This is a genomic window from Pseudomonas sp. GL_093, assembly GCF_057837605.1.
The window spans coordinates 4,517,554-4,530,297 of record NZ_CM174448.1; the positions used below are offsets into that span (position 1 = coordinate 4,517,554).

Genomic DNA, 12,744 nt, shown 5'->3' on the forward strand with positions numbered 1-12,744 from the left:
GAGCAAGCCCGCTCCCACATTAGATTGCGTGTAGGCGGATTGGGCCGTCGGGATCCACTACAGCGGTCACCGACGTATATCTTGCCAGTGTCGCATGCGGAGTCTGGAGCGGATGGTCGTGGGTCGCGGTCACCACGATCAGGCCCGCGCCCGCCGCCTCGGCCGCGAGAATACCCACGGTGGCGTCTTCGAAAATCAGGCAATCGGCCGGTTCAACGCCCAAACGCTTGGCCGCCAGTCGATAGCCTGCGGGATCGGGTTTGCCGGCACTGACGTCTTCGGCAGTGACCATCACCAAAGGCTGCGGAATACCCGCCGCCGCCATCCGCCGCAGCGCCAATGCCTTCGGCGCCGAGGTGACGATCGCCCACTGGTTGACGGGCAGCGACTTCAGGAAGTTCGCCGCGCCAGGCACTTCGATGATCCCCTCGACATCCTCGATTTCCGCCTCGGTGATGAACGCCGCTTCAGCCTCGGCATCCACCCCGGGCAACGCCAGACGATTGATGGTGTCAATGGCGCGAACGCCATGGATGGTGGGCAGGAAGGTGTCGACATCGACGCCGTGGCGCAAGGCCCAGGCCGCCCAGATCCGCTCGGCAGCGGCGATGGAATTGAGGACGGTGCCATCCATATCAAACAGAAAAGCGCGGTACGGGGTGTTGAAGACAGATTCTTGAGCAGACAAGGGGGAGCTACCTCTCGCAAGTGCCAGGCGGGTTCGCCGAACAATGTAGCATTTGCGAGGAGCTGCCGAACGCGGCCCGAGCCTTCGGCAACTCCTGCAGAGGACTTTTTTGCTAAGCGGGACGCGGTGCTTCAACAGGCGGGGTGCCGTCGTGAAACATCGTCTTCAGTTGAGCACGCAGTTCCGGTGAGTCGGTGTGCTTGTGAACACTGACCGCATGCTGTGCGGCGGCCTCTAGCAGTTCGTTTTCAGAGTCTGCGGACAGTGCGACCGAGCATTTGGCATCGCTTGGAAACTCGCGGCAGTCGATGTATTTACGCGCCATGATCTTATCCTCCCTACGACGAAGGCAGGCCGTGGCCTGCGTGAACGATCACTCGACGCGTCACCCCATACATCAAACACGATTGCAGGTCGCACCGAGTGTGCCGACTCTTGAAGTATAGGCCCGCCACAAGGCGCATCGTGACAGGTTGTAGTGGTCTGATGTGCCGCAGGTTCTAAAGGGTACGTTTCGACTTCAAGGCACCTTCCACACAGTCCAGCAACTGCCCAAGCGCCCATGGTTTCTTGATGAACGACACCGAATGCCTGACCCCGGCGCTTTCCGGCGTTTCGTAACCGGACATGATCATGATTGGTTTGTCGGGCCAGCGGTCGCCAAACAGATTGGCCAGGTCCGCGCCATTGAGTTTGCCCGGCATGGTGATGTCCGTGAGCAATAGACGGACGCCTTCGGAGTGTTGCTCCAGATACTTCGACGCGGCATCCGCGCTGGTCTGCGGTTCAACCACAAACCCTTCCTCCTGAAGAATTTCGCAGAGAAACTCCAGGATCAGCGGGTCGTCCTCAACCACAAGAATCAACCCGCCAAGGAGATGATCGCCCGCCGTCGATACTGGTCCCATGACTGTGCCACTCCCTGATTGCCTAAATGATTTCGCGCGCTTAAATCCGCTGCCTATCAGGTATGAGCAGCGGACTCGGCGGAAATTCATTTTTGATACAACCGGGCGATGAAATCAGGCGTCCTGCAAAATCAGATCGGCGCCCTTCTCCGCCACCATCAGCACGGCGGCGTGAGTGTTGCCAGAGGTCACGTTAGGGAAAATCGACGCATCGACAATGCGCAAACCGTCTAAACCATGGACTTTAAGGCGCTTGTCGACCACCGACTTCTGTTCGTCCGCGCCCATCGCGCAGGAACCGCACAGGTGATAGATCGAACCGCTGTTTTCGCGAAAATACTGCAGCATCTGTTCGTCACTTTCGATGGCCGGCCCCGGCAGCACTTCTTCGACGGTAATGCCTTTAAGTGCCGGCGCCTGCATGATTCTGCGCATCAAGCGGCTGCCCTGGATCACCTCGTCGATGTCCTTTTGCGTGCTCAGGTAATTCGGGTCGATCAACGCCGCGTCCCGCGGATTTTTCGAGGCGATCTCGATGTGCCCGCGACTGGTCGGCCGGCAGGGATTGAAGCACAACAAGAAGCCTGAGTAGGGTTCCGGCTTGAGGCTGGCCTTGTTGTTTTTCGGGATCTGGTACGACAACGGATTGAAGTACAACTGCAGGTTCGGGTTGGCCTGTAGCTCGTTGCCACGGAAGAATCCGCCGGCCTGATTGACGCTCATCGCCAGTGCGCCCTTGCGGGTGAACAGGTACTTCAAACCCAGTTTGAACTGACCGAACAACGAGCTCAGTTGATCGTTGAGCGTCGGGATGTTGGCCTTGTAGTAGTAACTGGCGCACAGGTGGTCTTGCAGGTTCTGCCCCACCGCCGGCAGGTGTTTGACCAACGGGATGTTGTGTTTGGCCAGCAGCGCCTGATCCGCGACACCGGACAATTGCAGGATCTTCGGCGTGTCCACGGCACCGGCGCAAAGAATGACTTCCTTGTTGGCGGTAAAGGTCCGCACCACGCCGTGCTGGGTGATGGAAATCCCGGTCGCCCGGCCGTTATCAAACAACACCCGATCCACCAGCGCGTAATGCTCGACCGTCAGGTTCGGCCGGCTCAATGCCGGATGCAGATGCGCAAAACTGCTGGAGCAACGCTGACCGTTGCGGGTGTTGACGTCGTAGATGCCCGAACCTTCAAATTTCGGGCCGTTGAAGTCATCGCTATGGGGATAACCCAGTTCATCGCAGCCCTTTAGGAACACATCGCAAATCGGATGGGTCTGGCCCTTCATCGGCGTGATGCTGATCGGGCCGCTGCCGCCGTGGTACTCGCTGTCGCCCAGCGGATGGTTTTCCAGTTTGCGGAAGTACGGCAGCACGTCCTTGAAGCCCCAGCCTTCATTGCCGTTAGCCGCCCAGTCGTCGAAGTCATGGGCCTGGCCACGTACGTAGATCATCGCGTTGATCGAGCCCGAACCACCCTGTACCTTGCCCCGCGGGGCATAGATTTCGCGGTTGTTCAGCTGTTTTTGCGGCTGGCTGTAGTACATCCAGTTGAAGGTCGGGTTGTAATACATTTTGGCGAAGCCGACCGGGATCCTGAACCACAGGGAACTGTCCTTGCCGCCCGCTTCCAGCAGCAACACCGAGTGTTTCCCGGACGCCGAGAGCCGATTGGCAAGGATGCAGCCTGCGGCGCCTGCGCCAGCGATGATGTAGTCGTAAGTCATGCACGGTTACCGCGTAAGTCGTTTTACAAAAAAAGCCGCCCCAACAGTCAGGGACGACGCAAAACCTGTGGGAGCGGGCTTGCTCGCGAAAGCGGTGGGTCAGCCAATATTAATGTCGACTGACACGACGCCTTCGCGAGCAAGCCCGCTCCCACAATGGAACTGCGCCAGTTCCATTGTGGGCGGCAAATCCCGTCAGCCTCGAGCTGGCGATGTGTCTTTGACATCAGCCGGTGTCGGCGCCATTTGCAGGTGCAAACGCTCGCCGGTGTACGGCGAATGCTTGCGCACCACGTCCATGTTCAGCTCCACGCCCAGGCCCGGCTCGGTGGACGGGATGATGTAACCGTCCTCCCATTGCAGTGGTTTGGTCAGGACTTCGGCATGGAACCCGCCCCAGGTCATGATGCTTTCCTGGATCAGGAAGTTCGGCGTGCAGGTGGCCAACTGGAAACTCGCCGCCGCGCCAATCGGCCCGTTGTAGAGGTGCGGCGCGATCTGCGCGTAATACGCTTCGGCCATGCTCGCGATCTTTTTTGCTTCCAGCAGACCGCCGCAGCGGGCCACGTTCATCTGCAAAATCGACGCACCACCCGCCTGCAACAGCTTGAAGAATTCGTACTTGGTGGTCAGCCGTTCGCCGGTGGCAATCGGGATGCTGGTTTTGGCCGCGACTTGCGCCATGGCCTCATCCTGGCCCGGCGGCACCGGTTCTTCGAACCACAGCGGATCGTATTTCTCCAGGCGCTTGGCCAGGCGGATCGCCGAGGACGGCACCATTTGCCCGTGGGTGCCGAACAGCAGGTCGCACTTGTCGCCCACCGCTTCGCGGATCTTGCGGCAGAAGGTTTCGCAGCGTTCCAGCACTTCCAGCGAGATCTGGTGCCCGGAGTACGCGGTGTACGGTCCGGCCGGGTCGAACTTCACGGCGGTGAAGCCTTTGTTCATGTTCTCGATGGCGCATTCAGCGGCCAGGTCCGGGTCGTCGTAGTCGTACTCGCCCTTGCTGTTGACCGGGTACAGGTAGGTGTAGGAACGCAGGCGTTCGTTGACCTTGCCGCCCAGCAGTTCATACACCGGCTTGTTCGCCGCTTTGCCGATGATGTCCCAGCAGGCCATCTCCAGGCCGCTGACCACGCCCATCATGGTCAGGTCCGGACGCTGGGTGAAACCGCTCGAATAGGCCTGACGGAAGAAGCGCTCAATGTGGTGCGGGTCGTGGTTGAGCAAGTAGCGTTCGAACACGTCTTCGATGATCGGCAGCATGGCTTTGGGGCCGAAGGTCGCGGCGTAGATTTCGCCCACGCCTTCAATACCGCAATCGGTCTTGAGCTTGACGAACAGCCAGTACATGCCACCGATGTGCGGTGGCGGTACGGCAACGATATGGGTTTCAAGGGCGACGATTTTCATCTCAGGCACCTGTTTTGTTCAAAGTTTTACGATTGATTCGAGCGCGCAGGGTCAGGGCTGCCAGGGTTCCGAGCAGACCGACGAAAGCGATGTAGCCGAAATACAGCTTGTAACCAAAGGCACCGGGGAAATGCTCGGTGAGGTAGCCGTTGATCAAGGGAATGAAGGCATCCGGCAGGTAACCGACCACCGAGACGATGCCGATAGCCAGGCCGGTGATGCGCAGCGGGATGTTGCAGGTGTCGAGGATCGCCCAGTACAAGCCGCGAATGGCGTAGGTCATCAGGCCGATGAAGATCACGGTGCCGATCAGCAGGCCCATGCTGTTGAGCGCCGGGAACACGATCAGGCCGACCATCGCCAACGTCGCGAGGAACAGCGCCACGATCAGCACCGAGATGTTGGAGAACTTGTCACCCAGCCAGCCACCGCCGATACCGCCAATCGGCCGCATCCACAATTTGATGGTGGTGATGGTGCCGGCCATGACCGCGGTCATGCCGCCGCCTTGCAGGTAATCGGAGAAGCTGTAGGTGGCCCAGAAGATGTGGTAACCGCAGAACACGATGGCCGTCACCAACCACAATTCAGGGATTTTCACCAAGGTCGTCAGATCGCTGAGCAGGTTGAACTTGCCCTTCTCCACCGGCGCCGTGTCTTCCATGGACTTCGGGTCCTTGATCAACACCAGCACACAGCCGATGGCGATACAGGTGAAGGCATAGAGGTAAACCACCTGTTTGAAACCTTCGGCAGCCGATTCGCCACGGGTTTCGGTGGCGAAGGCAAACAGCCCCAAAGCGACAGTCGCCAGCAAGGCTTCGACCAGTCCGCGACCGCCATCGAGGATGCCGAAGAACCGACCTTGTTCAGTGTGATGAGCAATCATCTTCACGCGTTTGAGCACCGAGGCCCAGAACGTCAGGCCGGTGGTCAGGCCCCAGCAACCGAAGATGATCATCAGACCGGTCATCGACGGCGCGGTGGAGTACCACAGGCCTAACGCTCCGGTGGCGACCAGCGAGAAGAAGATCAGAAAGCGTGGGGCAATGCGGTCCGCCAGCCAACCGCTCGGCAAGTAACTGAGGAGGAAAATCGTCCCGAGCATCGAGTACAGATAACCCAGCTCGCTGTGGTTGATCTGGAACACTTCGAGCATGGTGGTCTGGTAGACCTGGCGCAGGTACAGGATCGGATAGATCGCACCGGCGGCCAGCACCAATAGCATCAGTTGGAAATAGCGACTTCCCTTGTCACTGTGGCTTTTTGTACCCGCGTTCGAACCCTGAACAGCGGCAGCAGTGGATGCATGCTTGGACATCTAGGAGACCTCGGGCAGCCCGGTGGTCCGGGTGCCCCTGATAATTGTTTTTATAGGTGATGCGCGAGGCGTGTTGCAGGTGGATCAATACTTCATGACGACCAGACGGGTCTGGGTGAATTCGAGCATGCCGTGTTTGCCGTCATCGCCGCCAAGGCCCGAGCGTTTCCAGCCGGCGTGGAAGCCCTGGTACGGATCTGCCGGGGTGCGATTGACGTACAACTCGCCGGCCTCGATGGCGTTGGCGACTTTCATCGTGGTGCGGTAGTTCTCGGTGTACAGCACCGAGGACAGACCGAACTGGTGATCGTTGGCCATGGCCAGCGCTTCGTCGATGTCGCGGTACTTGAGCACCGGCAGCACCGGGCCGAAGATTTCTTCCTGGATGATTTCCATGTCCTGACGGCAGCCGCTAAGCAGCGTCGGCGGGTAGAAATGACCCTTGCCTTCTGGCAGCACACCGCCGGTTTCCAGTACAGCGCCGTCGGCAATGGCGCGCTCGACCATGGCGTGGATGCTCTGTTGCGAACTGGCGTTGACCAACGGCCCCATCAGATTGGCGTCGGTGGCACGGTCACCGAACTTCACGGCGCTGATTTTGGCTTTCAGCAGCGCGAGGAACTGTTCATAGACGCTTTCCTGCACGTAGACCCGCTCGACCGCCGTGCACAACTGGCCGCAGTGGGTGGTCTTGGAGGCTACGATCGCGGTAGCGGCGGCTTCAAGATCGGCGTCGGCTTCGATGATCGCCGGGGTTTTACCGCCCAACTCAAGTGACGGCTTGGCGATGTTGGCCTTGCAGTAATCAAGCACGATGCGCCCGGCGTTGACGCTGCCGGTCAGGGTGATCAAACCAACAGCCTTATGGGTGCAAACGGTGGCGGCCGTGGCGTGATCCATGGTCAGGATATTGACCACGCCGGCGGGCAAACCGGATTGCTGCACAGCCTTGGCGATCTCGAACGCCGAGGTCGGGGTGTTGTTGCTCGGACGCACCACCACCGTGTTGCCGGCAATCAACGCCGGGGCGATTTTGCGCAGCAACGTATAGACCGGATAGTTGAACGGAATAAGGCAGGCAACGACGCCAATCGGCTCGCGGTGCAGAAAGAGGTTTTCGTTCAGGGTGTCGCTGGGAATGATCTCGCCTTCGATACGGCGCGCCCACTCGGCGTGGTAACGGGTGATCTGCGCGGCATAACGGGCTTCGTTGCTGGCATCGGCAACGCTCTTGCCGGATTCAGCTGCCAGGGCTGCGCCGATGCTTTCAGCGCAGGTATCGAGGGCGTCGGCGAAGGAACGCAGGTGTTCGGCGCGTTCGATGCTGGTGAGTTTGCCCCAGACTTTCTGGGCGCCCGCGGCGGCTTCGACGGCGGCAGTGGCTTCATCGGCGGTCGCCGCTGAAACATGGCCCACCAGCGCTTCGGTCGCCGGGTTGTAGACTGCGATCAGCGCTTCGCTGGCAGGTTCAATGAAGTGACCGTTGACAAAATTTCGCTCGGTTCGCATGTGCATCGCCCATCGTTGTTTTTATCCAGTGAATGCAGTCTTGTCATTGGACCGGTGTTGAACAAACGATTTATTGAGCGATGTAACATTCGAAAAATGCAGGTTACTTCCGAAGGTGATGGAATTCCCTGTGGGAGTGAGCCTGCTCGCGATGGCGTAGTGTCAGGCGATGACGTTGTCGACTGATACACCGTCATCGCGAGCAGGCTCACTCCTACAGGGGTTGTGTGTGAACTAGAGTGCGGCGGTGGAGGGTTCGAGCTGCCTTTGCGCCAACCAGATCTCTTCCTGCAACCACTGACTAAACACCTGCAATTGCGGCATCAGCGTCTGCTCGGGCCGGGTCACCAGCCAGTAGGATTGGTGCCCTTCCACATGCACGTTCAGCACTTGGGTCAGCTGCCCGTTGGCCAGTTCCGAAGCGACCATGTGCCAGTCAGCTATGGTGATGCCCAGGCCGTCGATGGCCGCACGGATTGCCAGGTCCAGCAGGTCGAATTCATAACCGCCCTGGGTGTCGACGCCGGTGATTCGCGCGGCGTCCAGCCAGTGTTTCCAGGTCAGGTAGCGCTGGTCCTCCCGGGCCAGTACATGCAACAGCGTCAAGCGATTGAGGTCGATGCCCCGCTCGCTCCATTCCCGCGCATACAAGGACGGCGCACACACCGCGATGTGCCGTTCCTGGATCAGCAGCGAGCTGTCCAGGCCGTCCCATTCACCGTCGCCAAAACGGATCGCGCAATCCAGCGTACTGGTTTCCGCCAGGCTGTCCTGCAAGCGCGTGGTAATGCTCAGTTCCAGTTCCGGATGCTTCTCGCGCAGCCGCCCCAGACGCGGCATCAACCAGCGGTTGGTGAAGGTGGGCGGCGCGTTGATGTGCAGGCGATTGGAATGGGTTTTCTGCTGAATGCTGCGCACCGTCAGTTCGATTTTGTCGAAGGACTGATGCAAGGCCCGCAATAGAATCCGACCGGCGCTGGTCAGTTCGAGGTGGTGGTGACGGCGCTCCAGCAGCGTCTCTTCGAGCTGTTCCTCCAGCTGACGCACCTGCCGGCTGACGGCGCTTTGCGTCACGTTCAGCAATTCGGCGGCACGGGTGAAGCTGCCCGTACTACCAGCGACTTCAAAGGCTTTCAGCGCGTTGAGGCCGGGCATTTTTCGTTTCATGGAGGGCTCTCGGGATGAGTGACAAGACGCAAAGCATCCCACGCTCGCTGTGCATTGTCCTACAGGATTTTCTCAGTAACATGCATCTGGCGAAGGTTTACTCGCATTTTTTATCGTTTGTTCAACGCATCGCTGATCGCAAGACTGGCCGGCATCTCTAATAAAAATAACCGAGAGCTGCCCCATGCCCTTCCCTGCTTCTTTGCGCCTCAGTCCTCTGCACATCGCTCTACTCTGCACCTTCGCCGCACCGGCCATGGCCGTACAGGTCACTGACAATCTCGATCTCGGCGGCGCGGTCCGTGCCCGCTGGGACTACGATCCGGATCGAGACATCCAGAAGTTCGGCCTCGACACGGTGTTCCTCAGCGCCAAGTACAACTCCGACAGCTGGATCGGTGAGGCTCAGTACCGTTTCTACGGACGGTCTTACCCTTACCAGTACACCAAGAATTACGGTGACATCCAGTTCGCCAAGTTCGCGTGGGCCGGCTACAAATTCAACCCCGACCAGCAAGTGCAGGTGGGTTTGAACACGGTGCCATTCGGTTTGCAGCCGTACTTCGGCAGCACGTTCTACGAAACCCTGGGTAACGTCATCGGCCTGGAGGATGTGCAACAGATCGGCGCCAAGTACATCCAGCAAAGCGGAGACTGGAATATCCAGGCCGGCTACTACCTGCGTCCGGCATGGCAAGGCAAAGGCACCAGCAACGGGGTCACCTACTCCAGCGTGGTGTCCGAAGCCGACAGTTATGTCGCCGACGGCAGCAACAACCAGGAGCGCAACACCGTGGTGCTGCGCGTGGCCAAGGCGCTGGACCTGGGACCATGGAAGTCTGAAATCGGCCTCTCCGGCCTGACGTCGTCGCTTCAGAATAGGGACACCCATGACGATGGCCGGCGTAACGCCGTGGCCGTTCACTATTTGGGCAAGAACGGTCCGTGGGGCGTGCAGTTGCAGGCGGCGCGGCAACAGATGTCGCCGCGCAACGCCGGCACTGATGAACTGGTGACGCTGGGCGGTTACGACGGCACGTACAACGTCGCCAGTCGCGGCAACCTGTATGTGGCGGATGTGAGTTATGACGTGGCCGGCAAATACCTGTTCGATCAGGTCAGCGGGGTCAAGGTTTACGTCAACTACAGTGCCTTCGATAAATCCGCCAGCGAGTTCAAGACCTCGGAGCGGGTGATTTTGGGCAGCTCGTTTTCAGTGAGCAAGTTATGGATCGCGACTGAATGGTTGTTTGGCAAGAACGATCCGTACATTGGGGGCAGCAGCTATACCCAGAGCCTGGGGGCTGGCGGGACGGATCAGTGGGAGAATCAGTTGTATGTGAACGTCGGGTATTACTTCTGATCCGGTTTATTTAGCGTCTTCCAGAAAGTCATCGCGAGCAAGCTCGCTCCCACAGGTTTTGTGTGCGCCGCAAATCACTGTGGGAGCGAGCTTGCTCCGGGCGGCGTTCCGACGATGGCGTCAGCCGAAACAACACTTGCATCAGCCCATTGCTAATAGTCAGATAGGCACCACAAAACCATCCAAAAACAAAACCGACCCGATGCAACACCCGAGGCCGGTGTGGAGTCATCCTTCCATGCGTCAACTGCCCTCTCTCAATATGCTGCGCGTCTTCGAAGAGGTCGCGCGGCATCGCAGCTTCAGCCAGGCGGCCTTGGGATTAAACGTCACCCAGGGCGCCGTCAGCCGGCAGATCAAACAGCTTGAAGACTACCTCGGCGTAGCGCTCTTCATCCGCACACCTCAAGGCTTGTCACTGACCGAAACCGGCACCGCCCTCTCCCCGCATCTGGCGGAGGCCTTCGACCACATCGAGCGCGCCCTGCAAGCGGTGCGCGTGCCCAATCTGCGTCAGCGTTTGCGAATTCTCGCGCCGCCAACCTGGGCGACTCGTTGGTTGTCGGCGCACCTGCGTGTGTTTTGCCAACGCTACCCGGATATCAGCCTGAGCGTGACTAACCAGGCCAACCACGACAGCCTCGCCGAAGTCGACTGCCATATCCGCTTCGGCCTCGAAGCCGCCAGTCATTGCAGCAGTCAGTTGCTGGTGATGGAGCGTCACATCGCCGTGGCCAGTCCAGAGCTGTTCAACGACGGCCAGCCGCCTGACCTGCGGCAGTTTCCGTTGCTGCACATCCTGCACGACGGCAAACGCTTGAAGGTCTGGGAGAACTGGTTGGCCGCGATGGGCCGGGACGATGTTGATGCGGGGCAAGGACTGGAATTCAGCACGCTGGATCAGGTGATCCATACCGCGTTGGCAGGGGGTGGTTTGGCGGTGATCGACCGACAGATGATCGAGAAGGAACTGGCGAATGGCAGCCTGTTGCCGATCACCCCGGTGGAGGTGATCGGGCCGTATGGCTATTGGCTGGATGTGGCGAATGACAAAAAAGGGTTGTCGAAGGTGCGGCTGTTTACCGATTGGTTGGGATTAGTCAGCAATCCCTGATACACCCCGTCCCCCTGTAGGAGTGAGCCTGCTCGCGATAGCGGTGGATCAGTCAACCTTGATGTCGACTGATACTCCCTCATCGCGAGCAGGCTCACTCCCACATTGGAACTTTGACAGTCAGTTAGATCGGGGCTGGGACTTTCACCGCCACCGCGCCACCCTCCACCGGGCTCTGCGCCTTGCACGCCTGGCTCAGTGTCAGCGATTTGGTTTCCGGTGCCCAAGCCCAGGACAGCAACGCCCCCACCGCCAGGATCGCCGCGAGAATGCCCATGGTCAGGCTCAGACCAATCCCCGCCACGCTCACCGGCAACAGGAACGTGCTGATCGCCGACCCCAGACGACTCACTGCCGTGGCCAGGCCAATCCCGCTAGCCCGCACCTCGGTCGGAAAGCTCTCGGCCGGGAATACGCCCACAAGGTTACTCACGGCCGAAAGCACCAGCGTGAACAGTCCGAACACCAACACCATCAAAAACGCCGCACTGCCCGGCAACACCGCCAGCAGAAACAACGCCACCGCGAGAATGATGAACGAGTTGATCAAAAAGCCCCGACGAGAGAATTTGATCGTGCACCAGATCCCGATCAGCGCGCCCAGAATCAACAGCATGTTCAGCATCAACTCGGTACCAAAGCCTTCGGCCAGGCCCATCTTCTGCAGAATCGAAGGCAGGAAGGTGTAGATGGCGAAGTACGGCATGACGATGCAGACGAAGAACAGGCAATTGAACGCGGTGCGCTTGCGGTATTCACGACTGAACAGCACCGCGTAACCGGAGCGGGTTTCGGTGGATTGTGTTTCGTCGAGCTCGACGTTGTCGCCCAGATGCTTCTTGACGATCGCTCGCGCCTCGGCAATCCGACCCTGATTCACCAGCCAGCGCGGCGACTCGGGCGTGCCGATACGGGCGATCAGAATCAATGCCGCCGGGATCGCCGAAGAAGCCAGCATCCAGCGCCAGGCATCGTCCCCGAGGCTGAGCATGGCCGTGCCGACGAAGGTTGCGGCCACATAGCCGAAAGTCCAGATCACGCTGAACGAACCGAGCAACACGCCGCGATGTTTCTTCGGCGCAAACTCGGCCAGCATGGCGTGGCCGACGCTGAAGTCACCACCCAGCCCGATACCGATCAGCACCCGACAGAGAAACAGGCCCATGGCCGTTTCGGCGTAGAACTGCATCACGGAGGCAATGGTGATCAACACGAAGCTGACGAGGAAGATTTTCTGCCGGCCGACTTTGTCGGAAATCCAGCCAAAAAACAGGCTACCCAGAAACAAGCCGATCAGCGCCGAAGCCCCGATCAGCCCTTGCCAGAACGCATCCAGCTGCATCTGCGGACTCAGCAGCGTAAACGCGATACCGATCAGGCCGAGGATGTAGCCGTCGGTGAAATGTGCGCCGAAGGTCAGGCCGGCGATCTTGAGGTGGAATCGCCCGATGGGCAGGTCGTCGATTTTTACCGGTTGTACGGACATGTAAGTCTCCAATTGTTGTTATTGACGGAGAAATGAAACCGATATCGCTTATT

General features: G+C 59.3%; 11 protein-coding genes. 2 read left to right on the top strand and 9 right to left on the bottom strand.

Annotation, left to right across the window (positions count from 1 at the left end; translation table 11 throughout):
* Positions 1-19 precede the first annotated feature (19 nt).
* From AC3IUE_RS20790 to AC3IUE_RS20825, 8 genes are all read right to left on the bottom strand, one after another.
* Positions 20-688 carry an HAD-IA family hydrolase gene (locus AC3IUE_RS20790; protein ID WP_489263573.1) on the bottom strand — a complete coding sequence of 223 codons (669 nt, stop codon included), beginning with the start codon at positions 686-688 and terminating at the stop codon, positions 20-22.
* Positions 689-800: 112 nt separating this feature from the next.
* Positions 801-1,013, bottom strand: coding sequence for a DUF1059 domain-containing protein (locus AC3IUE_RS20795; RefSeq protein ID WP_008156959.1), 213 nt, complete (start codon positions 1,011-1,013; stop codon positions 801-803).
* A gap of 175 nt (positions 1,014-1,188) precedes the next feature.
* The gene (locus tag AC3IUE_RS20800) at positions 1,189-1,596 is read right to left on the bottom strand and encodes a response regulator (protein ID WP_056741893.1); all 408 of its coding nucleotides are present in this window, start codon (positions 1,594-1,596) and stop codon (positions 1,189-1,191) included.
* A gap of 114 nt (positions 1,597-1,710) precedes the next feature.
* Positions 1,711-3,318, bottom strand: a complete 1,608-nt coding sequence (locus AC3IUE_RS20805; protein WP_046046631.1) for a GMC family oxidoreductase — start codon at positions 3,316-3,318, stop codon at positions 1,711-1,713.
* A 195-nt stretch (positions 3,319-3,513) separates the two neighbouring features.
* The gene (locus AC3IUE_RS20810) at positions 3,514-4,731 is read right to left on the bottom strand and encodes a mandelate racemase/muconate lactonizing enzyme family protein (RefSeq protein WP_489263574.1); all 1,218 of its coding nucleotides are present in this window, start codon (positions 4,729-4,731) and stop codon (positions 3,514-3,516) included.
* Position 4,732: 1 nt separating this feature from the next.
* Positions 4,733-6,052 (bottom strand): MFS transporter, encoded by a 1,320-nt coding sequence (locus AC3IUE_RS20815; protein ID WP_489263575.1) that lies wholly within the window; start codon positions 6,050-6,052, stop codon positions 4,733-4,735.
* Between the two features lie 84 nt (positions 6,053-6,136).
* On the bottom strand, positions 6,137-7,561 hold the full coding sequence (gene aldA, locus AC3IUE_RS20820; RefSeq protein ID WP_489268908.1) for an aldehyde dehydrogenase: 1,425 nt from the start codon (positions 7,559-7,561) through the stop codon (positions 6,137-6,139).
* 234 nt (positions 7,562-7,795) lie between these two features.
* The gene (locus AC3IUE_RS20825; RefSeq protein WP_489263576.1) at positions 7,796-8,728 is read right to left on the bottom strand and encodes a LysR substrate-binding domain-containing protein; all 933 of its coding nucleotides are present in this window, start codon (positions 8,726-8,728) and stop codon (positions 7,796-7,798) included.
* A 184-nt stretch (positions 8,729-8,912) separates the two neighbouring features.
* On the opposite strand from AC3IUE_RS20825, the gene AC3IUE_RS20830 reads away from it, so the two are divergent.
* Both AC3IUE_RS20830 and AC3IUE_RS20835 read left to right on the top strand, forming a co-directional pair.
* A complete protein-coding gene (locus AC3IUE_RS20830) occupies positions 8,913-10,091 on the top strand; it encodes a hypothetical protein (protein ID WP_489263577.1) in 1,179 nt (392 codons plus the stop codon).
* A 238-nt stretch (positions 10,092-10,329) separates the two neighbouring features.
* Complete coding sequence (locus tag AC3IUE_RS20835; RefSeq protein WP_056741898.1) at positions 10,330-11,205, top strand: LysR substrate-binding domain-containing protein; 876 nt, start codon at positions 10,330-10,332, stop codon at positions 11,203-11,205.
* A gap of 124 nt (positions 11,206-11,329) precedes the next feature.
* Here the strand turns inward: AC3IUE_RS20835 and AC3IUE_RS20840 are convergent, their stop codons facing one another.
* Positions 11,330-12,691 carry an MFS transporter gene (locus AC3IUE_RS20840; protein WP_489263578.1) on the bottom strand — a complete coding sequence of 454 codons (1,362 nt, stop codon included), beginning with the start codon at positions 12,689-12,691 and terminating at the stop codon, positions 11,330-11,332.
* Between the last annotated feature and the right edge of the window lie 53 nt (positions 12,692-12,744).